At 74.9% G+C, this 22109-nt stretch carries 21 protein-coding genes; 9 read left to right on the top strand and 12 right to left on the bottom strand.

What is annotated here, in order from left to right; translation table 11 throughout:
* Positions 1–3 precede the first annotated feature (3 nt).
* From ACGF7U_RS22890 to ACGF7U_RS22870, 5 genes are all read left to right on the top strand, one after another.
* On the top strand, positions 4–411 hold the full coding sequence (locus ACGF7U_RS22890) for a hypothetical protein (protein ID WP_393109734.1): 408 nt from the start codon (positions 4–6) through the stop codon (positions 409–411).
* A gap of 13 nt (positions 412–424) precedes the next feature.
* A complete protein-coding gene (locus ACGF7U_RS22885; RefSeq protein ID WP_393109732.1) occupies positions 425–1708 on the top strand; it encodes a sensor histidine kinase in 1284 nt (427 codons plus the stop codon).
* A gap of 68 nt (positions 1709–1776) precedes the next feature.
* Positions 1777–2484, top strand: a complete 708-nt coding sequence (locus tag ACGF7U_RS22880; protein WP_393109975.1) for a response regulator — start codon at positions 1777–1779, stop codon at positions 2482–2484.
* Positions 2485–2565: 81 nt separating this feature from the next.
* A complete protein-coding gene (locus tag ACGF7U_RS22875; protein WP_393109730.1) occupies positions 2566–3459 on the top strand; it encodes an ABC transporter ATP-binding protein in 894 nt (297 codons plus the stop codon).
* A complete protein-coding gene (locus ACGF7U_RS22870) occupies positions 3456–4517 on the top strand; it encodes an ABC transporter permease (RefSeq protein WP_393109728.1) in 1062 nt (353 codons plus the stop codon). Before ACGF7U_RS22875 ends, ACGF7U_RS22870 begins: the two co-directional genes overlap by 4 nt.
* Before the next feature lie 250 nt (positions 4518–4767).
* Here ACGF7U_RS22870 and ACGF7U_RS22865 read toward each other — a convergent pair whose 3' ends face one another.
* On the bottom strand, positions 4768–5571 hold the full coding sequence (locus ACGF7U_RS22865) for an SGNH/GDSL hydrolase family protein (protein WP_393109726.1): 804 nt from the start codon (positions 5569–5571) through the stop codon (positions 4768–4770).
* A gap of 351 nt (positions 5572–5922) precedes the next feature.
* Between ACGF7U_RS22865 and ACGF7U_RS22860 the strand changes: the two genes are divergently transcribed.
* On the top strand, positions 5923–6714 hold the full coding sequence (locus ACGF7U_RS22860; protein ID WP_393109724.1) for a shikimate dehydrogenase family protein: 792 nt from the start codon (positions 5923–5925) through the stop codon (positions 6712–6714).
* Between the two features lie 208 nt (positions 6715–6922).
* The gene (locus ACGF7U_RS22855; RefSeq protein ID WP_393109722.1) at positions 6923–8371 is read left to right on the top strand and encodes a nitroreductase family protein; all 1449 of its coding nucleotides are present in this window, start codon (positions 6923–6925) and stop codon (positions 8369–8371) included.
* 22 nt (positions 8372–8393) lie between these two features.
* Here the strand turns inward: ACGF7U_RS22855 and ACGF7U_RS22850 are convergent, their stop codons facing one another.
* The 9 genes from ACGF7U_RS22850 to pgsA form a co-directional block, all read right to left on the bottom strand.
* The gene (locus ACGF7U_RS22850) at positions 8394–9056 is read right to left on the bottom strand and encodes a DUF402 domain-containing protein (RefSeq protein ID WP_393109720.1); all 663 of its coding nucleotides are present in this window, start codon (positions 9054–9056) and stop codon (positions 8394–8396) included.
* Between the two features lie 108 nt (positions 9057–9164).
* On the bottom strand, positions 9165–10409 hold the full coding sequence (locus ACGF7U_RS22845; protein WP_393109717.1) for a hypothetical protein: 1245 nt from the start codon (positions 10407–10409) through the stop codon (positions 9165–9167).
* A gap of 238 nt (positions 10410–10647) precedes the next feature.
* Positions 10648–11397 (bottom strand): YebC/PmpR family DNA-binding transcriptional regulator, encoded by a 750-nt coding sequence (locus ACGF7U_RS22840; RefSeq protein ID WP_393109715.1) that lies wholly within the window; start codon positions 11395–11397, stop codon positions 10648–10650.
* Between the two features lie 278 nt (positions 11398–11675).
* Positions 11676–12284, bottom strand: a complete 609-nt coding sequence (gene pdxT, locus ACGF7U_RS22835) for a pyridoxal 5'-phosphate synthase glutaminase subunit PdxT (protein ID WP_393109713.1) — start codon at positions 12282–12284, stop codon at positions 11676–11678.
* Between the two features lie 73 nt (positions 12285–12357).
* Positions 12358–13275 carry a pyridoxal 5'-phosphate synthase lyase subunit PdxS gene (gene pdxS, locus ACGF7U_RS22830; protein WP_393109711.1) on the bottom strand — a complete coding sequence of 306 codons (918 nt, stop codon included), beginning with the start codon at positions 13273–13275 and terminating at the stop codon, positions 12358–12360.
* A gap of 186 nt (positions 13276–13461) precedes the next feature.
* Complete coding sequence (locus ACGF7U_RS22825; protein ID WP_393109973.1) at positions 13462–13965, bottom strand: hypothetical protein; 504 nt, start codon at positions 13963–13965, stop codon at positions 13462–13464.
* Positions 13966–13967: 2 nt separating this feature from the next.
* The gene (locus tag ACGF7U_RS22820; protein WP_393109709.1) at positions 13968–15128 is read right to left on the bottom strand and encodes a glycosyltransferase family 4 protein; all 1161 of its coding nucleotides are present in this window, start codon (positions 15126–15128) and stop codon (positions 13968–13970) included.
* Between the two features lie 15 nt (positions 15129–15143).
* A complete protein-coding gene (locus ACGF7U_RS22815) occupies positions 15144–16076 on the bottom strand; it encodes a phosphatidylinositol mannoside acyltransferase (RefSeq protein ID WP_393109707.1) in 933 nt (310 codons plus the stop codon).
* 43 nt (positions 16077–16119) lie between these two features.
* Entirely contained in the window at positions 16120–16752 is a 633-nt protein-coding gene (gene pgsA, locus ACGF7U_RS22810) for a phosphatidylinositol phosphate synthase (RefSeq protein WP_393109705.1), read from the bottom strand.
* Between the two features lie 254 nt (positions 16753–17006).
* On the opposite strand from pgsA, the gene ACGF7U_RS22805 reads away from it, so the two are divergent.
* Positions 17007–19169: an elongation factor G-like protein EF-G2 gene (locus ACGF7U_RS22805; protein WP_393109703.1), complete on the top strand. Its 2163-nt coding sequence runs from the start codon at positions 17007–17009 to the stop codon at positions 19167–19169.
* 124 nt (positions 19170–19293) lie between these two features.
* On the opposite strand, the gene ACGF7U_RS22800 is transcribed toward ACGF7U_RS22805, so the two are convergent.
* Positions 19294–20352 (bottom strand): aldo/keto reductase, encoded by a 1059-nt coding sequence (locus tag ACGF7U_RS22800; protein WP_393109701.1) that lies wholly within the window; start codon positions 20350–20352, stop codon positions 19294–19296.
* Between the two features lie 201 nt (positions 20353–20553).
* A complete protein-coding gene (locus ACGF7U_RS22795; protein WP_393109971.1) occupies positions 20554–21060 on the bottom strand; it encodes an HIT family protein in 507 nt (168 codons plus the stop codon).
* A 171-nt stretch (positions 21061–21231) separates the two neighbouring features.
* Between ACGF7U_RS22795 and ACGF7U_RS22790 the strand changes: the two genes are divergently transcribed.
* Positions 21232–21966: a D-Ala-D-Ala carboxypeptidase family metallohydrolase gene (locus ACGF7U_RS22790; RefSeq protein WP_393109699.1), complete on the top strand. Its 735-nt coding sequence runs from the start codon at positions 21232–21234 to the stop codon at positions 21964–21966.
* The last annotated feature ends 143 nt before the right edge of the window (positions 21967–22109 follow it).

Raw genomic sequence — 22109 nt, 5'->3', positions numbered from 1 at the left:
GACATGGACAGGCGCGCGGATCGCGTACCGCCGGCCGGGCGGCGTGGGCACGTCGCCGCCCGACCGGCGTGGCGGTGCCGGGTCTGCGCCGCGCCCTGGCCCTGCCAGCCGGCGAAGCTGGCGCTGCGCGTGGAGTACGCCCACGACCCCGTCGGCCTGTCCGTCTACCTCTGCGTGCTGCTGCACGAGGCGGTCGGTGACTGGCTGCGGCTGCGTCCCCGGCCGCCGGACCCGGCCGAGTTGTTCGCCCGGTTCGTCGGCTGGACCCGGCCGGTCGGGGCGGCGGCCGAGCGGGGCCGGCTGGACCAGCTCCTCGCCCGGACCGCCACCGGACCCCCGAGGGGTGGACGCGGCCGGGGTGGCCCGGGCCGCCCCGGCCGGGTTCCTGATCGGCGCCGACCACCGGGGTGAGATCCTCACCAGCGTGAACACCGTGACCGACGACTGGCGGCGGCCGGGCCCGACCCCGGAACAGCGCCGGCTCGACGTCTACGCCGGGCTGGCGACGGCCGCCCTGGCGCTGGTCAGCCTCACCCTCGCCCGCAGCGCCGGGGCGTTCATGCTGGGGCCGCCGCCGTCCGTGCCCGAGCAGGTCTTCTGGACCGTCGCGGTGACCCTGCCGGTGATCTGGCGACGCCGCTTCCCCGCCGCCACCACCCTGGTCGTCTCGGTCGCGTTCATCGCCGCGCAGGCGCGTTCGGCCCCGGAGACGCAACTCGCGCAGTGGGCGCTGTTCGCCGCCATCTACTCGTTGGGCGCGTGGGGGCCGGACCGCCGGCTGGCCCGCCGGCTGCGGATCGGCGTGATCGCCACCATGTTCGTCTGGCTGGGCGTCGCATACGCGCTCGCCATCGACGACATCCCGCCCGACGCGTTCGACCGCGCGGTCGGGCCGGTGCCCCCGCTGCTCGCCTCGATCGTCGGCGGGGTGCTGGTCAACGGCATCTTCTTCGGGTTCGCGTACCTCTTCGGCGAGACGGCGTGGCTGGCCGCCCGCCGGCAGCACGAGGTGCAGGAGCAGGCCGAGGAGCTGCGCCGCTCGCAGGCCGAGGTCCGTGAGCACGCGGTGGTGGGCGAGCGGGTCCGCATCGCCCGGGAGCTGCACGACGTGGTCGCCCACCACGTGTCGGTGATGGGTGTGCAGGCGTCCGCCGCCCGCCGGGTGCTCGACAAGGACCCGGCGAAGGCCCGCACGGCACTGGGCGCGATCGAGGAGACGGCCCGCACCGCGGTCGACGAGCTGCGCCGGATGCTCGGCGTGCTCCGCGCCCGCGACGACGGCGCCGACCGCGCGGACCAGCCGGGGCCGGCCGCGATCGACCGGGTCACGGCCGTGGTCGACCGGGCGCGCGAGGCCGGGCTGCGGGCCACCCTGGGGGTGTACGGGGACCGGGCGCCGCTGCCGGAGTCGGTCTCCCAGTCCGCGTACCGGGTCGTCCAGGAGGCCGTGACGAACACGCTCAAGCACGCCGCCGGGGCGACCGCGCTCGACGTGCGGATCCGTTACCTTGCGCACGAGGTGGAGGTCGACGTGACCGATGACGGACGGGCCACCCGCCCCGCGAACGCCGACGGGCTCGGCCTGGTCGGGATGCGGGAGCGGGTCGCCACCCACGGCGGCGCGCTGGAGGTCGGCCCGCGCGCCGGCGGCGGCTGGCGGGTGCGGGCCCGGTTCCCGCTCCCGGTGGCGGCGGGGCGTCCGGCGTGAGCGCCGGCCACGGAACGCCCGGCGTGGACGCGGGCCACGGGATGCCCGGCGTCCACGCCGACCACGGGATGCCCGGCGCTGACACCGACCGGCCGGTGCGGGTGCTGCTCGCCGACGACCAGCATCTGGTCCGCACCGGCTTCCGGGTCATCCTCGAGGTGGAGGACGACATCGAGGTGGTCGGGGAGGCCGCCGACGGCGGGCGTGCCGTCAGCATGACCCGGGCGCTGCGCCCGGACGTGGTGCTGATGGACGTGGAGATGCCCGGCGTCGACGGGCTGGAGGCCACCCGGCGGATCACCGCCGAGCAGGACGAGCCGGGCGGGCCGGCCGTGCTGATCCTCACCACCTTCGACCGGGACGACTACCTGTTCGCCGCGCTGCGCGCCGGCGCCAGCGGCTTCCTGCTCAAGAACGGCACCCCGGAGGCGCTGGTCGAGGCGATCCGGGTGCTCGCCCGGGGCGACGGCCTGCTCGCCCCGGAACTCACCCGGCGGGTGATCGCCACCTTCGCCCGCCCCGGCGAGTCCGCCGGACCGGTCGGCGTGCCGGTCCGGCCCGAGGCGGCGCTGCGGGACCTCACGCCCCGCGAGCGGGAGGTCCTGGTGCTGGTCGCCGGGGGCGCCAGCAACGCCGAGATCGCCGCCGAGCTGCACCTGGGCGAGGCGACGGTGAAGACGCACGTCAGCCGGGTGCTGGCCAAGCTCGGCCTGCGCGACCGGGTGCAGGCGGTGGTCTTCGCGTACGAGCACGGGGTGGTGCGCCCCGGCGGGTGACCGGTCTCCACCGCGCGGGGGACCTGCCGACTCAACCTGCGGGCGGACGGCGGCGGGCGGTTGTCGATCTAGCGTGGGCGCGTGACGAATGTGCTCCGTCTCGACGGCGTCGACCGCAGCTTCGGCGACCGTCGGGTGCTCCAGAACGTGTCCTTCGACGTGGCGGCCGGCCGGATGACCGGCTTCGTCGGCGGCAACGGCGCCGGCAAGACCACCTCCATGCGGATCATCCTCGGGGTGCTCGCCCCGGACGCCGGCGAGGTGAGCTGGCGGGGCGCGCCGCTGACCCGGGAGGTCCGCCGGCGCTTCGGCTACATGCCGGAGGAACGCGGCCTCTACCCGAAGATGAGCGTCCGGGAGCAGGTGACCTACCTGGGCCGGCTGCACGGCATGACGGCTGCCGCCGCGCGGCGCAGCGCGGACGCCCTGCTGGAGCGGGTCGGCCTCGCCGAGCGCGGCGGCGACCTGCTGGAGACGCTGTCGCTGGGCAACCAGCAGCGCGCGCAGATCGCCGCCGCGCTGGTGCACGACCCCGAGGTGCTGGTGCTCGACGAGCCGTTCTCCGGCCTCGACCCACTGGCCGTGGACACGGTCGTGGCGGTCCTGCGGGAGCGGGCCGCCACGGGCGTGCCGGTGCTCTTCTCCAGCCACCAGTTGGACGTCGTCGAGCGGCTCTGCGACGACCTGGTGATCATCGCGGGCGGCGTGATCCGCGCCGCCGGCAGCCGGGAGCGGCTGCGCGCGACGTACACGGTGCCCCGGTTCGAGCTGGTGGTGGAGACCGACGCCGGCTGGCTGCGGGACCAGCCCGGGGTGACCTTGGTCGACCTGGACGGCGCCCGCGCCGTGTTCGACCTGGCGCCCGGCGCGGACGAGCAGCCGGTGCTGCACGCGGCGCTGGCCCGCGGCCCGGTCCGCGCGTTCCGTCCGGTCAGCCCGTCCCTCACCGAGATCTTCCGAGAGGTCGCCCAGTGAACACCACGCAGGCCACCCGCCTGGTCGCCGCCCGGGAGATCCGGGTCAAGTTGCGCGACCGCACGTTCCTGTTCAGCACCCTGTTCTTCCTGCTGATCGCCGCCGCGGCGACCATCCTCCCGCCGCTGCTGGCCGGCGGCGCGTCGAGCGTGGCGGTGACCGAGGCGGCGGCCGGCCCGCTGCGCGAGGCGGGCCTGGAGGTGCGGACGGTGCCCGACGACCGCGCCGCGGAGCAGGCCGTACGCGACGGCGACGTGGACGCCGCCGTCGTCTCCGGGCCGGCGGTGCTGGCCATGGACGAGGCCCCCGACGACGTGGTGGCGGCGCTGAGCACGCAGCCGCCGGTCCGGCTGCTGGACCCGGACGCGGTGGATCCGGTGGTGGCCTTCCTGGTGCCGTTCGCCTTCGCGTTCGTCTTCTTCATCACCTCGCAGACCTTCGGCCTCCAGATCTCGCAGTCGGTGGTGGAGGAGAAGCAGACCCGGATCGTGGAGATCCTGGTCGCCGCCGTGCCGGTCCGGGCCCTGCTGGCCGGCAAGCTGGTGGCCGGCACGGTGCTGGCGCTCGGGCAGATCGGGCTGATCGCCCTGGTCACGGTGGCCGGCGTGCAGTTGGGCGGCAGCGGCGGGCTGCTGTCGCTGCTGGCTCCGGCGATCGGCTGGTTCGTGCCGTTCTTCCTGCTCGGCTTCCTGCTGGTGGCGGCGATGTGGGCGGCGGCCGGGGCGCTGGTCAACCGCCAGGAGGACATCGCCGGCGTGTCGACGCCGGTGCAGTTCGCGGTCATGTTGCCGTTCTTCGCGGTGATCTTCCTGAACGACAACGCGACCGCCATGCGGGTGCTGTCCTACCTGCCGTTCTCCGCGCCGACGGCGATGCCGCTGCGGCTGTTCACCGGGGACGCGGCCGGCTGGGAGCCGCTGGTGTCGCTGGCCCTGCTGCTGGTCGCCGCCGCCGCGTTCGTCGCGGCCGGTGCCCGGGTGTACGAGGGTTCGCTGCTGCGCACCAACGGCCGCACGTCGGTGCGCGCCGCGTGGCGGACGCGGGAGACCGTGGGCTGAGCGGCCGTGTCGCGGGGCGCCGCCGACGCGTGTCGCGCCCGACGCGGCCGACGTGGTGGTCTGCCGGTCGCCCCGGTGGCGGAGAAGGCCGGCGGAACGGCCCGGCACGCTCACCGCGTGCCGGGCCGCCGCGCCCGGCCGGTCCCCGCCCCGCAGGGATCGGGCGGGGACGGGCCGACGACGTGCGCCGCCGCCCGCGCGCCGACTGACGGAACGGCCAGGGGTGCCAGGCGGTGGCGCGTGGTCGGGGTCAGTCGGCGGCGTTGCGGAAGACCGGGTAGTAGCCGCCGGACTGGCCGGCCGCGGTCGGGTGGTAGGAGACGCCGAGGTTGACGTAGTTGAGGGCGTGCAGCCACTTCTCGCCGTAGCTGCACAGCTGGTGCCCGACGAACGCCGAACGCACGTCGGCGAAGGTGAAGCCGGCCGAGGTGGCCGCGCTGCGGGTGATGTCGTCCACCAGGTTGATGCCCTCGTTGATCTTGGCGCGCGAGGTGGCGCTCAGCCCGACGCAGACGGTGCCGAGCTGGTAGAAGACCGGGTATCCGACGACCACCACCCGGGCGTTCGGTGCCCGCGTCTTGATTCCGTTGTAGACGTTGCGCAGCAGGCCGGGGAGCTGCGCGCGGGCCTTGTCCTCGGCGGCCTGCACCGCGGCGACGCACTCGGTGGTGCCCTTGAGCACGCAGGTGGTCATGATGTTGGCGAAGCCGACGTCGTTGCCGCCGACCGTGACGCTGACCAGGCTCGTGGTAGAGCTGAGCGCGGAGAGCTGGGTGTTGATGACGCTGGTCGTGGTGGCGCCGGAGCAGGCTACCGAGCGGTACGAGGCGGGCTTGACGTTGGCGGCGTACAACGCGGGGTAGGCGTTGGTGCTGCGCTGGCAGGAGCCGCTCTCGCTGGTGTAGCTGCCGGCGCCCACGCCCGAGGCGTAGGAGTCGCCGAGGGCGACGTATCGGTCGGTCGGGGCTGCCTGGGCGGGGCCGGCCAGGGCGAAACTGGCGCCGAGAGCCGTGGCCAGGCTCAGGGCGAGGGTCACGAAGCGGGTTCTCCGCACGTCGCACTCCGGGGGTGAGAGGGATCGAGTGCGAGATTGATATCACTAAATATTTCCCGGCGAAAGATCCTTGCGATGATCTTAGGGGTACCGGCAACGGTTTCCGAGGTCGGGCACCCACGCGGGCGCGTCCGCCCAGCCCCGGCATCCGGGTCGGGAGGGCCCCGGGCGGGGTCGCGTCCCCTGCGGCACCGGCGCGCGGGGACCGTGGACGGTCGCGGACCCGCGGGGCCGGTGGGGATCGTGGACGGTCGCCGACCCGGCGGGGCGCGCACCCCCGGACCGCGATAGCGTCTGCGCGGCCCCGACCGACGGGCGGCTCGGCGCGGGGCACGACCCGGAGGGGGCGGCATGGCGGAGATCGGCGGCGCCACCCGGGTGTACGCGCTGCTCGGCGACCCGATCGCGCAGGTGCGCGCCCCCGGCCTGCTCAACCCGGTGCTGGCCCGGCGCGGCACCGACGCGGTGCTCGTCCCGGTCCACGTCGCACCGGCCGACCTCACCCGGGTCGTACGCGGCCTGCAACGCGTGGCCAACCTGCACGGGATGCTGGTCACCGTGCCGCACAAGGCCACCGCGCTGGCCCTCGCGGACCGGGCCAGCCACCGCGCCCGCCTGGCCGGCAGCGCCAACGCCATGCGGCGCGAGCCCGACGGGACCTGGACCGCGGACACCTTCGACGGCGACGGGTTCGTGCGGGGGCTGGCGGGCGCCGGTCACCACCCCGGGGGCCGCCGGGTGTGCGTGGTGGGCGCGGGCGGGGCGGGCAGCGCGATCGCCGTCTCCCTGCTCGACGCCGGCGTGGCCGAACTACGACTGGCCGACACCGACCCGGGCCGGTTGGAGACGCTGCGGCGGCGGCTGTGCGCCGCGTACCCGGGCCGGGTCACCGCCGCGGCGCGACCGCGACTGGCCGACGCCGACCTCGCGGTCAACGCGACGCCTCTCGGGCTGCGCCCCGACGACCCGCTGCCGTTCCCGGTCGCCGACCTGCCGGCGGACGCCGTGGTCGCCGACATCATCATGACCCCGGCGGAGACGGCGTTGCTGGCCGAGGCCCGCCGGCGCGGCCTGCGGGCGCATCCCGGCGAGCCGATGCTCGCCCACCAGATCGACTCCTACCTCGAATTCTTCGGGCTCTGACGGGAGCCACCGCGGCAGCGCGGCGAGGCGCGTGTCCGCACGGCGGTGCGTCACTCCTGCGATCGCCAGGCGTTGCCGTCGGTGCGCGGCCGGCCGGTCGGCATCGCGCGACCACCTCCGCCGGGCGGCCGCCACTTCGTCCCGTGGGGTGACGAACGGACAGCGGGCCGTCGCCGCAACCGCGCCCGTCGCCGCGACGACTGGCAGGATGACCGGTGTGGACCTCGACTCCGGCGCCGGGCTGCTGCACCGGCTGACGTCGTACGTGCCGAACCGCGAGTGGGACGTGCCCGTGGACGACCCGCGGATCCGCCGCGACCTCGTCCCGAACGACCCCGCGACGCTGCCCCCGCAGATCAAGGGCTACCCGGACGGCCTGCCCGTGCTCGCCCTGCCGCGCGACCTGCCCGCTGCGGGGGTTCCCGCCACCGCCGTGCTCGCGGGCGTCGCGGGCGCGGCACAGCCCCTCGACGCGGCGCAGCTCGGCCGGGTGCTCTTCCTCGGCGCGGGCGTCGTCCGCACCGCCGAGCGCCACGGGCGGCCTTTCCTCTACCGCGCCGCCGGGTCGGCCGGGGCGCGGTTCCCGCTGGAGGTCTACGCGAGCACCCGCGGCGTCGCGGGCGTCCCGGACGGGGTGCACTGGTACGACCCGGCGCGGCACGCGCTCGTCCGGGTCGCCCCCGCCGCTGCCGGAGCGGCGACGACGCTCGTGGTCACGGGCGTGCCGTGGCGGACGGGCTGGCGGTACGCCGAGCGCGGCTGGCGGCACCTCTACTGGGACGCCGGGACGCTGCTGTCCCAGCTGGCGGCGGCGGCCGCGAGCGCCGGCCTCGCGCCCCGGCTGCGCACGTTGTTCCCGGACGCCGCGGTGCGCGACCTCGTCGGCGCGGACGGGGTGCACGAATACCCGCTCGCCCTGCTCTCCCTCGGCGACGGCGAGCCGGCGATCGGTCCCACCGGGCCGGCGACCCCGGGCGAGCTGCCGCCGGTCGAGCTGCCACTGTGCACCGCCGCGCAGCGCGCGGGCGAGCGGGACACGCTCGGCGAGCCCTGGCCGGAGGCGCCGGCGCTGGCGGAGTTCCCGCCGTCCGACCCGCTCGACGAGGTGGTGCGCCGTCGCGGTTCGCAGCGCCGCATGGACCGGTCCCGGACGCTGCCGCGCGCCCTGCTGGAGTGGCCCCTGGCCGCCGCCCTGCGCGGGGTGCGGGTGCCGCACTGGGTGGCCGTCCACGGCGTCGACGACGTGGCGCCCGGTCTCTACCGGTGGCCCGACCTGTCGGGCCCGCTGCGGGCGGCGGACCTGCGCGGCGAGCTGCTGCGGGTCTGCCTGGACCAGTCCCTCGCCGGCGACGCGGCGTACGTGGTCGTCGCGGCCGCGCCGCTGTCGACGCTCGACGACCGTGGCTACCGCGACGCCCAGCTCGCCGCCGGGCTGGTCGAGGGCCGGCTGCACCTGGCGGCGTACGCCCTGGGCGCCGGGGCCTCCGGGATGACCTTCCTCGACTCCGAGGTCCCGGGCCTGCTCGGCGAGCCGGACGACCTCGCGGCGCTGCTCTTCACCTGCGTGGGCGTCCCGGAGTACGCGTCGCGTGCCGGCGGCCGGCCGGGCAGCCCGGTGGCGGTCCGCCCGGTCGTGCCCCGCCTCGGTGGGTCCTGACGGGACGCGGGCACCGGCCGGGTCAGCGGGCCGGGGGGACGGTGTCCCAGCCGGCGGGCAGGCCCGGCACCGGCCAGGCCGGATCCGGCCGCCAGGACGCCCACGACTCGTCCCACCAACGCTCCCCCGCGTCGAGCAGGGCCGCGATCCGGTCGCCCTCGGCGCGGATCGCGTCGGCCATCCCCGGATAACGCCCCTCTTCGAGGCGCTGGGCGAGCATCTCCACGTCCTTCCAGACGTAGCGGTCCGCGCCGGCCGGCCACCACAGGTCCAGCTCGTGGTCCAGCGTGTCCACCCCGATCGGGGTACGCCGGAACGGCTCCTGGAGGTTGAAGTACCACCCGGCGAAGGCGCGCTCCGGGCCGGTCCAGAAGACGTCGACGGAGTGCGCCTCGCCCGGGCGGTGCAGCATCAGCTTGCCGTGCCCGGTCCACGCCCGGTGCCCGGCGACCTGCCACGGGTGCCGGCCGCACGGAAACCGCCCGGCCTCCGGGAAGCCGAACTCCGCGCCCGGCGGCAGGTAGAGCACCAGCAGGTCGGGCGAGTCCTCGACGCAGACGGTCGGGCAGCCGAACCACACCTCGCCGTGCAGGACCTCGCGCCGGACGATTACGTCGCCGGGGCTGAAGCGGCGCCCCTCCCCGACCCGTCCACCGTCCTGCTCCACCCGACCCGGACGATCCACTCCGCCAACCTATCGGCCGCCGGCGTCGCCGCCCGGGATTGCGGCGCCCGTGTGTCCGCACGTTCGGCTCGGCCGCCCTCGCCACGTCTGCGCCGGCGGCCCGGGACGTCAGTGGGAGGCCGCCGTACGCGCCGCGGGCCGGCGCCCCGCGACGGCGGGTCCGGGGGCGGCGAAGGGGTTCGGCGACGCCTCCGTCCACCGCTGGAGGACGGCGGTGCCGGTCTGTCGCCGCTGACCGTCCACCGTGGTCGTCCCGCTGGTGACCACGTAGAACCGCCCGTCGCCGAGCGCCTCCAGACCGAAGCTGCCCGGCCCCTCCCAGCCGCGGATCCCGGTGTCCTGATGGGTCAGCCCGGCCGGGGCCAACGGGACGATCCGCCCGGTCGCGCCGTCCGGCTGGCCGGTGAGCACACCGGTCTGCGGCGTGACCGTGCCGTCGATCGCGTAGAGCGTCCAGTTCGGGAACTCCGGCTTGCTGCCCCGGTAGACCGCCATCAGCCACCGGCGGGTGTGCCGGTCGTACTCCAGGTTCTGCACGCCGAAGGTGGTGTTGCCGGTCCGGACGAAGACCTTGGCGTACGGCTGCCCGGGGCCGCTGCGGTGCGGCGCGGTCTGGTTGAGCGGGCGGGCGAGGAGGCTCCACCGCCGCACGTCGTAGGCGAGCAGCACCTGGTGGTCGTTGTCGGTACGCGTGGTGTTCGGGTAGATGCCGTAGGCGACCATCAGCACGTTGCGCCCGCCGGAGCTGCCCAGCGCCGGCCCGAACGAGATCCCGTCGATGCCGCTGGCGCCGTACCGGTGGTCGGCGGTCTGCGCGGTGTCGCCGTCGAAGACGCCGTCGCCGTCCAGGTCCGCCGTGAAGTCCTCGACGACCTCGTTCAGGTAGACGGTGGTCATCACCCCGTCCTTCTCGGCATCCATCCCGGTCCGGGTGATCCGGGTGACGTCGAAGATGGCGATGTAGAAGGCCCGCTCCGCCTTGTACTCCAGCGAGCCGTAGACGCGCCCGTCCTCCGGGTTGAGGTCCAGGTCGCCGAGATGGCCGGTCAGGCCGGTCACCGTGCCGATCACCTTGCCGTCGAGGTCCGTCTTGACCAGGAGGTTCGTGAAGGACCAGTAGACGTGGCCACGGCTCCAGTCGACCGCCACTCCCTGCACGTGGCCGGAGGGCCACGCGCCGCCGTACACCGTTTCCGGCATGTTCGGTGGCGCCACTGCCGGACGCGACGTCCCGAAGGCCGGGCCCCGGCCCGGGGTGGCCATCGCGCCCGCCGTCGCGGCGGGCGAAACGACCGCGCCGGCCAGGACGGGAATAGCCAGGGCGACAGCCGCGGCGGTGAGGGTCCTGCGCATGTCTCTCCGTTGCTCAAGAAGATCAAACAGCGGAGGATCCTATGTGAACTTACCGAACGGCGGGAGTCCGGGCGATCAACCATAAAACACGCGGGACCGAACGAGAGTCCGGAAGGCAGGTCCGGACGGACGAACACCCCGACGTCAGCGCGGTGGCCACGCGCGGGACAGCGGACCCCGGCCGCGTGCCGGACCTCGCCAGGTCGCTACCCGGCGAGGTCGGCGGCGGCACCAGGCGTCAGCCGACGGCCTCCATCACTTCGTCGCTGACGTCGAAGTTCGCGTAGACGTTCTGCACGTCGTCGCAGTCCTCCAGGACGTCGATCAGCTTGAAGACCTTGCGCGCGCCCTCCTCGTCGAGGGGGACGTTGACGCTCGGGATCAGCGACGACTCGGCCGACTCGTACTCGATGCCGGCGTCCTGCAGCGCGGTGCGCACCGCAATCAGGTCGGTCGGCTCGGAGACCACCTCGAACGCCTCACCGAGGTCGTTGACCTCCTCGGCGCCGGCGTCGAGGACCGCCATCATCACGTCGTCCTCGGTGGTCCCGGCCTTGGGGACGATCACCACGCCCTTGCGGGAGAACATGTACGACACCGAGCCGGCGTCGGCGAACGACCCGCCGTTGCGGGTCAGCGCCGTGCGCACCTCGGTCGCCGCGCGGTTGCGGTTGTCGGTCAGGCACTCGATGAGCAGCGCGACGCCGTTCGGGCCGTAGCCCTCATACATGATCGTCTGGTAGTCGGCGCCGCCGGCCTCCAGGCCCGAGCCGCGCTTGACCGCGCGGTCGATGTTGTCGTTGGGGACCGAGTTCTTCTTGGCCTTCTGGATGGCGTCGTAGAGGGTCGGGTTTCCGGCGGGGTCACCGCCGCCGGTCCGGGCCGCGACCTCGACGTTCTTGATCAGCTTGGCGAACATCTTGCCGCGCTTGGCGTCGATGACCGCCTTCTTGTGCTTGGTCGTCGCCCACTTTGAGTGGCCGGACATCTGTTACCTCCGTTGCTACCCGCCGTCTGCTTCGACCGCACCGCGCACGCCCCGCTCCCGCCGGCGCACGCGGTGGTGCCGGTCAGCCCTGGTGGAAGCCGTGACGGGCAGATGGCCCTGCCGAATCTCGGCAATCCTACCGACGTCCGGTCCGCGACTGTCACGCGCGGCGCGTCGCCGCCCCGCGCCGCCCGCCCGGACCAGGGGCAGACGGGCACCCGCGGTCGGTGGCCGGCTGCGCAGACGGGCCCTCCGGTCGGAGAACCCGTCGCCGCCGCTCAGCGGGACGCCCGGACCATCGCCACGAAGTACGCGTGCACCCGCGTGTCGCCCGTCAGCTCGGGGTGGAACGAGGTGGCCAGCAGGTTGCCCTGCCGGACCGCCACGATCCGCCCGGCGGTCGGGCCCTCGGTCACCGTGCCGAGCACCTCGACCCCGGCGCCGACCCGCTCCACCCACGGCGCCCGGATGAACACCGCGTGAAACGCACCGCCCTCGACGCCGGTGAGCCCCACCGGCGCCTCGAACGAGTCGACCTGCCGGCCGAACGCGTTGCGCCGCACGGTCATCTCGATGCCGGCGAAGCCGCGCTGGTCGGGCCGGCCGTCGAGGACCTCGGCGGCCAGCATGATCATGCCGGCGCAGGAGCCGTAGACCGGCATCCCGCCGGCGATCCGCTTGTCGATCGGCTCGCGCATCTCGAAGATGTCGGCGAGCTTGCTGATCGTGGTGGACTCGCCGCCGGGAACGACCAACCCGTCGACCGCGTCCAGTTCCTGCGGACGGCGCACCGGGCGGGCGTCCGCGCCCGCCGCGGCGAGGGCGGCGACGTGCTCGCGCACGTCGCCCTGGAGGGCGAGCACGCCGATCACGGGTGCGTCGCTCATCTGCCGCTCCTCTCCTGGTGGGGAAGGGCCCGTCCGCCGCCTCCGGCGTCCGGAACGGGCCCTTCCCCGCACGTCACCAGCCGCGCTCGGCCAGGCGGTGCGGCTGCGGGATGTCGTCGACGTTGATGCCGACCATCGCCTCGCCCAGGCCCCGGGAGACCTTGGCCAGCACGTCCGGGTCGTCGTGGAAGGTGGTGGCCTTGACGATGGCCGCGGCCCGCTGCGCCGGATTGCCGGACTTGAAGATGCCGGAGCCGACGAAGACGCCCTCGGCGCCGAGCTGCATCATCATGGCGGCGTCGGCCGGGGTGGCGATACCACCGGCGGTGAACAGCACCACCGGCAGCCTGCCGCTCTCGGCGACCTCCTTGACCAGCTCGTACGGCGCCTGGAGCTCCTTGGCGGCCACGTACAGCTCGTCCTCGGGCAGCGAGCCCAACCGGCGGATCTCCTGGCGGATCCGGCGCATGTGGGTGGTGGCGTTGGAGACGTCACCGGTGCCGGCCTCACCCTTGGAGCGGATCATGGCCGCGCCCTCGGTGATCCGGCGCAGGGCCTCGCCGAGGTTGGTCGCCCCGCACACGAAGGGGACGGTGAAGGCCCACTTGTCGATGTGGTTGGCGTAGTCGGCCGGGGTCAGCACCTCGGACTCGTCGACGTAGTCGACGCCGAGCGACTGGAGGATCTGGGCCTCCACGAAGTGACCGATCCGGGCCTTGGCCATCACCGGGATGGAGACGGCGTTGATGATGCCGTCGATCATGTCGGGGTCGCTCATCCGGGACACCCCGCCCTGGGCGCGGATGTCGGCGGGCACCCGCTCGAGCGCCATCACCGCGACGGCGCCGGCGTCCTCGGCGATCTTGGCCTGCTCGGCGTTGACCACGTCCATGATCACGCCGCCCTTGAGCATCTCGGCCATGCCGCGCTTCACGCGGGCGGTGCCGGTGACGGGGCTGGCGGTGGCGTTCTGGGCAGTGGTTTCGGGCACGGGCTATCGCTCCTCAACGTGCTCGGGGGGTGGCTGCGGAAATGCTACGACGGCCCCCAACGCCCGACCGACAGCCAATCAGACCCACGGTGGCCTGCCCTGTGGCAGCCATCACCACCCCGCCGCCGCGGGGCGCACCGGCCGCGCGCCACGTCCCGATCGGGCGCTCCGTCCGGTTCCGTGCCGTCAGCCGGCGGGGACGTCGGCCGGGACGGTGAGGGTGGGGTCGTCGATGTCGAAGTAGCGCGGCCACGGCCGGCGGCGTCCCATCCGCAACAGCCGCACCAGCGGACGCCCACGCGCCGCGCGGGCGTCGCGGACCAGGTCGGTGTGCACCTGGCGGGCCAGGGCGAGCCGCCGGCTGGCGGCGATCACGGCCTCGCAGTCCGGGTCGGCCGGGTCCAGCTCCACGGCACGCAACTGGCGGGTGAGGTCGTTCTCGGCGGCCTCCCGCTCGTCCGGCCCGGCGTCCAGCGCGATGCGCGCCGCCGCGTACAGCTCGACGCCGTAGCGCCGCTCGGCCAGGACCGCGGCGGCCGCCGCCCGACGCAGCAGGTGGGCGTCCAGCGCCCGGGCGGCCAGCTCCGCCCGGGCGTGCAGCCGGTCGACCCGGCCGGCGGTCCAGACGAGGTACGCCGCGACCAGCCCGACGACCAGGGCCGCGACCACCACCCACCACATGCCCGACATCGTCAGTCCAGCCCCACCCATTCGGTGTCCATGACCCGCCCGTCGGTGGCCTCGATGGCCGCCGCGTACACCTCGAGGACCCGGCGGGCGACCACCGGCCAGTCGAAGGTCGCCACCACCTGGTCGCCGCAGGCGGTCAGCGCGGCCCGGCCGGCGGGGTCGTCGAGCAGGTCGGCCAGGGCGGTACGCAGCGCGGCCGGGTCCCCGGTCGGGAAGAGCCGGCCGGCCCGGCCCCCGTCGAGCACGCGGCGGAACGCGTCGAGGTCGCTGGCCACGACGGTGGTGCCCGCCGCGAGCGCCTCGGTGAGGATCATGCCGAAGGACTCGCCGCCGGTGTTCGGCGCGACGTACAGGTGCACGCTGCGCAGCATCCGCGCCTTGTCCTCCTCGCTGACCAGCCCGAGGAAGGTCACCTGGTCGCGCAGCTCGACCGGGAACCGGCCGTACAGGTCGTCCGGGTCACCCGGGCCGGCCACCAGCAGCCGTAGGCCGGGACGCTGCCGGGCCAGCTCGACGAAGGCGTCGCGCAGGATGGGGAAGCCCTTGCGGGCCTCGGTGAAGCGACCCAGGAAGCCGATCGCCCCGCCCCGCCCGGGCAGGCACTCCCCCGGCCAGCCGGGCAGCGGCGCCGCGTGGCTGAACTTCGCGACGGCCACCCCGTTGGGGATCTCCACCGCGCCGCCGTCCATGTGCTCGACCTGCACCTTGCGCGCCAGCGCGCTGACCGCGATCCGGGCGGTGATCCGCTCCAGCACGATCTGGAGCACGCCCTGCGCGGCGGCCAGCGCCCGCGACCGGGTCATCGCCGTGTGGAAGGTGGCCACCACCGGGCCCCGGGCGGAGAGCACCGCCAGCAGCGACAGGCTCAGGGTCAGCGGCTCGTGCACGTGCAGCACGTCGAACTCGCCCCGGATGATCCACCGCCGCACCCGGGCGGTGGAGACCGGGCCGAAGGCGATCCGGGCCACCGAGCCGTTGTACGGCAGCGGCACCGCCCGTCCCGCCGGCACCACGTACGGCGGCAGCGGGGAGTCCTCGTCGGCCGGGGCGAGCACGCTCACCTCGTGCCCGAGGCCGATCAGCGCCTCGGCGAGGTCCATGACGTGGTTCTGCACGCCGCCGGGCACGTCGAAGGAGTACGGGCACACGATGCCGATGCGCACGCCGCAACGCCTCCCTTACGCCTCGTCGGCGGCCGGGGAGGGCACGGTGGCGCCGTCACCCGTGCCGCGCTGGTCCAGCCACATCCGCTGCAACATGTGCCAGTCTTCCGGATGCCGGGCGATGCCCGCCGCCAGACCGTCGGCGACCCGCTGGGTCAACGACCGGACCCGCCGGTCGAGCGGGCCCTCCTCGGGGCCGGGCAGCGGCAGCGGGCCCTCGATCGAGGCGCGGGCCCTGTCCGCCTCGTACCACATCGAGGCGACGTAGAGGGGCGCCCCGGTGCGCAGCGCGAGCAGGGCGGGCCCGGGCGGCATCCGGGTCCGGCCGCCGAAGAAGTCGACCTCCACCCCCCGGGCCGAGAGGTCCCGGTCGGCCAGCAGGGGCACCACCGTGCCGGCCCGGACCCGGTCGACCAGCACGTCGAACGCGGGCCGGTCGCCGCCGTGGGTGGGCAGGATCTCCATGCCCAGGCTCCGCCGGAAGGCCAGGAACCGCTGGTAGACGCCCTCGGGCTTGAGCCGCTCGGCAACTGTGGTGATCGGCCAGCCGGTCGCCGCGACCCAGGCGCCGGCGGCGTCCCAGTTGCCGGCGTGCGGCAGCGCCACCACCGCGCCCCGGCCGGCGGCCACGTCGGCCGCGAGCAGCTCCTCGCCGTCGAGCCGGAAGCCGGCCAGGATCTCCGCCCGGCTGAGCGAGGGCAGCCGGAACGCCTCCATCCAGTACCGGGCGTACGAGCGCAGGCCGCGGCGGACCAGCTCGTCGAGTTCGGCCTCCGGCAGGTCGGGGCCGACCACCCGGCGCAGGTTCGCGCGCAGTCGGGCCGTACCCCCGCCGCCGCGGCGGTGGGCGCGGTCGGCGCCCGCGCGGAACGCCGCGGCCACGACGGGCCGGGGCAACGCGCGGATCACGCGCCACCCGGCGACGTAGCCGAGTTCGGTGAGGTTCACCGGCGCCGGCCCTCCGGCCGCGGCCGACCGGCGCGTGTCGCGCTCACCCCTGTCCACCCGGGGTGTGCACCCGCTGGGCCTGGCGGTACACGTGCGCCATCCGCTGGCCGACGGTGAAGATCGACACGGCGGCGAGCAGCCAGAGCGCGATCTCCAGCGCGGGCCGGACGCCGGCGCCGGTGAGCAGCCCGCCGACGCCGACGATGAGCAGCCGCTCGGTGCGCTCGGCGATGCCCACGTTGCAGGTCATGCCGAGCCCCTCCGCGCGGGCCTTGACGTAGGAGACCAGTCCGCCGGCGGCCAGGCAGAGCAGCGCGGCGGCGACACCCGAGCGGTCGTGCTCGGTGGCGAGCCAGTACGCCACCGCGCCGAAGACCGCGCTGTCGGCGATCCGGTCCATGCTCGAATCGAGGAACGCGCCGAACCGGGTGGAGCCGCCGCTCATCCGGGCCATCGTCCCGTCGAGCAGGTCGGTGAGCGCGAACACGGTCACGATCAGGGCCCCGGCGACCAGATGACCGCGGGCACCGAAGCCGAGCGCACCGACGAGCACCCCGAGGGTGCCCGCCACGGTGACCGCGTTGGGGGTTACGCCCGCTCGGAGCAGGCCGCGTGCGACCGGCTCGACGACGCGGGTCATCCCCGCGCGGGCCGTCACTTGGAAGATCTTCGCCATGGCGGTCCCACGATAACGGTCCGCCCGCCACCGCCGGTACGGCCGGTCAGGCGACGCGCGCAGGGCGGAGTCTTGTGCCGGCCCCGCAACGGGTGTGTGATCGAGCCGGGAGGGTGAGCCAGCTCACCCACCCGCCCGTTGATTACCCGCAACCCAGCGAAGCACCGGAGGATATCGCCGCGGAACCCGCTCGGGCCGCTTCCCCGTCGCGCGCGGCGGTCGCCACCAACCACCGGCTGAGGGAGGTGCGCCCCATGGCGCAGAAAAGTCAGGAGAAGGGGGTCGCCGGCGGCGCGCCGGTGGTGACCGAGCCCGGCAGGATCCGCAACGTGGTGCTCGTCGGGCACTCCGGAGCGGGCAAGACGACCCTGGTCGAGGCGCTGCTCGCGGCGACCGGCACGATCGGCCGGGCCGGCACCGTCACCGACGGCACCACCGTCTGCGACCACGACCCGGCAGCCGTACGCCAGCAGCGCTCGGTGAGCCTGGCCTGCGCGCCGCTGCTGCACGACGGGATCAAGGTCAACCTGCTCGACACGCCCGGCTACGCCGACTTCGTGGGCGAGTTGCGGGCGGGGCTGCGGGCGGCCGACGCGGCGCTGTTCGTGGTCTCCGCCGTCGACGGGATGGACGCCGCCACCGCCGCCCTGTGGGAGGAGTGCGCGGCGGTCGACATGCCCCGGGCCGTCGCCGTCTCCCGGCTGGACCACCCGCGCGCCGACTTCGACGAGGCCGTGGCGCTGTGCCAGCGGGTCTTCGGCGACAACGTGCTCCCGCTCTATCTGCCGATGCTCGGCGACGACGGGGTCTCCACCGTCGGCCTGCTCGGCCTGATCACCCGCCGGGTCTTCGACTACACCGCCGGCCTGCCCGCCGACGTGCGCGAGCCGGACCCGGAGCACCTGCCCGCCATCGTCGAGTCCCGCAACGAGCTGATCGAGGGCATCATCGCCGAGAGCGAGGACGAGTCCCTGATGGACCGCTACCTCGCCGGCGAGGAGATCGGCACCGACGTGCTCGTCGACGACCTGGAGAAGGCGGTCGCCCGCGGCCACTTCTACCCGGTGGTGCCGGTCTGCGCCGAGACCGGCGTCGGGCTGGACGCGCTGCTGGAGGTGCTCACCGCCGGCTTCCCGTCGCCGCTGGAGCACGAGCTGCCGGCGGTCGCCGGGGTGGACGGCTCCCCCCGCCCGCCCCTGGACTGCGACCCGGACGGCCCGCTGGTCGCCGAGGTGGTCAAGACGACCGTCGACCGGCACGTCGGGCGCGTCTCGCTGGTCCGGGTCTTCTCCGGCACCCTGCGCCCCGAGCAGACCGTGCACGTCTCCGGGCACGGCATGGCCGAGCGCGGCCACCCCGACCACGACGCCGACGAGCGGGTGGGGCACATCTACTCCCCGCTGGGCGCGAGCCTGCGCGAGGTGGGCGCCTGCGTGGCCGGCGACATCTGCGCGCTCACCAAGTCGGGCAGCGCGGAGACCGGCGACACCATCTCGGCCAAGGACGACCCGCTGCTGGTCGCCCCCTGGGAGATGCCCGAGCCGCTGCTGCCGGTCGCCGTGGTGGCCCGCAGTCGCGCCGACGAGGACGCCCTCGCCCGCAACCTGGCACGCCTCGTCGCTGGCGACCCGACCATGCGGTTGGAGCGCAACCCGGAGACCCACCAGCTGGTGCTCTGGTGCATGGGCGAGGCGCACGCCGACGTGGTGTTGGAGCGGCTGCGCGCGGGCGGGGTGGAACTGGACACCGAACCGGTCCGGGTCGCGCTGCGCGAGACGCTGACCGTCGCGGCCAAGGGGCACGGCCGGCACGTGAAGCAGTCCGGCGGCCACGGCCAGTACGCGGTCTGCGACATCGAGGTCGAGCCCCTGCCGCCCGGCGGCGGTTTCGAGTTCGTCGACCGGGTGGTCGGCGGGGCGGTGCCGCACAACTACATCCCCTCGGTGGAGAAGGGCGTCCGCGCCCAGATGGAGCGCGGCCTGGTCGCCGGTCACCCGGTGGTGGACCTGCGGGTGACGCTCTTCGACGGCAAGGCGCACAGCGTCGACTCCTCCGACGCGGCCTTCCAGACCGCCGGCGCGCTGGCGCTGCGCGACGCCGCGGAGAAGGGCCAGCCGGCGCTGCTGGAGCCCGTGGACGAGGTGGTGATCCGGGTGCCCGACTCGGCCGTCGGCGCGGTGATGGGCGACCTGTCCGGGCGGCGCGGCCGGGTGCTCGGTACCGAGCCGGACACCGACGCCGAGGGGCGCACCCTGGTCCGCGCCGAGGTGCCCGCCACGGAACTGCTCCGCTACGCGGTCGAGCTGCGCTCCATGACGTCGGGCACGGGCACGTTCCGCCGCCGCTTCGTCCGCTACGACCCCATGCCCGCCCACCTGGCCGAGCAGATCCGCAAGGAACACACTCCCCACCCCTGACCCGCGCCTCCACGCGAGGCCGCGCCCGTTCCCGGCGGTGCGGTCGCGGACCGGGTCGGGGCCGCGCCCCCGCCCGGTGTCCGGCCCCTCGACCGTAGGAGCTGGCGGACGCCGGGCGGCGGGGTCACGGGTGGATGGCCGGGAGTGTGGGGCTGGGCCAGTAGGGGCGGTCGGCCGACCGCAGCGCCGCCGCGCGGAGGGCGGCGAGCTGGCGTTCCACCTCGGCGAACTGGTCCGGCGGCAGCGGACCCCAGCGCAGGGCGGCGGCGTTCTCCTCGACCTGGGCGACGGTGCGGCAGCCGGGGATCGGGACGGTACGGCCGCTGCGCGTCCAGATCCAGCCCAACGCGCCCTGGGCCAGGGTGCGCCCGTCCGCGGTCAGCGCCGCGCGCACGGCGGCGACCCGGCGCAGCCACTCCGGGGCCGGCCGCCCGCCGCGGAACCACTCCAGCCAGCCCGGCGCGGCCCCGCGCAGGTCGTCGCGGGGCAACGTGGAGGAGGCCGTGTACTTGCCGGTGAGCAGGCCCATCCCGAGCGGGCCCCGGACGACGCTGGCCAGGTCGTGCTTGTCGCAGACGGCGAGCATCTCGGGGGCGTCCCGGAGCACCGACAGGGCGTGCTGCACGGCGGTGGCGTGCGGGGCGCCCTGACCGAACGCGGCGGCCCGGTCGGGGCGGTCGGTGCTCCAGCCGTACGCCCGGACCAGGCCGTCGCCGACCAGCTCTTCGAGCGTGCCGACCAGCGCCTCGGCCCGGGGCACCGGCAGGTCGGCGAGGTGTAGCTGGTAGAGGTCGATCCGGTCGGTGCCCAGCCGGCGCAGCGAGTCCTGCACCGCCCGCCGCAGGTGCGCCGGGGAGGCGTCCTCGCCGGTGGCCTGTCGGGTCGCCTCGTCGAAGGTGTAGCCCCACTTGGTGGCGATCACCGCCTCGTCCCGCCGGCCGGCGAGCGCCCGGCCCAGGATCCGCTCGGAGTGCCCCGCCCCGTACGTGTCGGCGGTGTCGAAGAGGGTGACGCCGAGGTCCAGCGCGCGCCGGACCGCCCGGACCGATTCCTCGTCGTCGACGGCGCCCCAGCCCAGCGGCTGGGTGCCCGCGGACCACGGGCCGCCGATCGCCCAACATCCCATGCCGAGGGCGCTGACCTCGACGCCGCTGCGGCCCAACGTCCGCGTGGTGACTGCCATCGACGCATCGTGCCACCTCCGGCACGCGCGGGGGGCCGAAGCCCGCGCCGCCGGCGGGCGGCGGGTCCGTCGGCCGGTGCCCGGCGGGTCCGTCGGCCGGTGCCGGGCAGCCCACGCCGCACGGATCGCGCCGAGGGCCCGGAGGGCTCGGAGCGCAGAGGCCCGGCGGCCAGGCGGACACCGGCCGGGCGGGCCGGACGGTCAGGCGGGCCAGGCGCGGGCGAGCAGCTCCCGGGTGTCGCCGAGCAGCTGCGGCAGCACCTTGGTGCGGCCGACGACCGGCATGAAGTTGGCGTCCCCGCCCCAGCGGGGCACGACGTGCTGGTGCAGGTGGGCGGCGATGCCCGCCCCGGCCACCCCGCCCTGGTTCATGCCGAGGTTGAACCCGTGGGCGTTGCTGACCTTGCGGATCACCCGCATCGCGGTCTGGGTGAACGACGCCAGCTCGGCGGTCTCCGGCCCGTCGAGGTCGGTGTAGTCGGCGACGTGCCGGTAGGGGCAGACCAGCAGGTGGCCCGGGTTGTAGGGGTAGAGGTTGAGCACGACGAAGACGTGCGCGCCGCGCGCGACGACCAGGCTCTCCGCCGCCGGCAGTCCCGGCGCCAGGCAGAACGGGCAGCCGCTCTCGCGGCCGTCCTTCGGGCGGTCGCCGCCCGAGATGTAGGTCATCCGGTGCGGCGTCCAGAGCCGCTCCAGGCCGTCGGCCATGCCGCTGTCCGTGTGCCGTTCCGCCCCTGTCACACGCCGATCCTACGGACCCGCCCGTCGACCGGCGAGGCCCGCCGCCGGGAACCCGTGGCCGGAGGTTGTTGACGGAATGAACGCCAACACTGAAACTTCCATCCATCGAATTACTTCCATACACCGATGGAGGCCCCCGTGATCCGACGGTTCGGCAGAATTCTCGCGGCGCTCGCGCTGACCGCCGCCACGACCGTGGTCGGCGTCACCCTCACCGCCGGCGCGGCCCACGCCGACGGCTGCTACACCTGGGGACGCACCCTGTCCCAGGGGATGTCCGGCGAGGACGTCCGGCAACTCCAGATCCGGGTCTCCGGCTACCCCGACTACGGCACGGTGCTCGGCCTCGACGGGGTGTTCGGCCCCGCCACCCGGTCCGCCGTCATCCGCTTCCAGCAGGCGTACGGGCTGGGCGCCGACGGTGTCGCCGGCCCGCTGACCTTCAACAAGATCTACGCGCTCCAGGACGACGACTGCACCCCGGTCAACTTCAGCTACGCCGAATGGAACAGGTGCAACAGCGACTGGTCCGGCGGCGCGGTGGCGGCCACCACCGCCCGCTTCAACGCGCGGGTGTCGATGTGGAAGCTCCAGGCCATGCGGCACGCCATGGGCGACCAGTTGCTCCAGATCAGCAGCGGATTCCGCAGCTACGCCTGCAACAACGCGGTCGGCGGGGCCGCCAACAGCCGGCACCTCTACGGCGACGGGGTCGACCTCGTCGGGTCGCACTCGCTGTGCCGGCTCGCCCAGCAGGCCCGTTACCACGGCTTCAGCAACATCCTCGGCCCCGGCTACCCGGGGCACAACGACCACACCCACCTGGGCAACACGCCGAGCCGGTCCTGGTCCGCCCCGACCTGCGGGATCTGACCACACCGGCCGACCGGGCCCCCGCCCCCCCCCGGGCCGGGGGGGGGGGGGGGCCCGCGCCGGGGGGGGGGGGCCCGGGGGGGGGGGGGGGGCCCCCCCCCCCCCCGCCGGGGGCCCCCCCCGGGGGGGGGGCGCCCGGGGGG

The organism is Micromonospora sp. NPDC047670, assembly GCF_043204915.1.
GTDB lineage: Bacteria > Actinomycetota > Actinomycetes > Mycobacteriales > Micromonosporaceae > Micromonospora.
The sequence above is the reverse complement of the archived record's forward strand: the minus strand, read 5'-3'. Positions and strand labels throughout refer to the sequence as shown.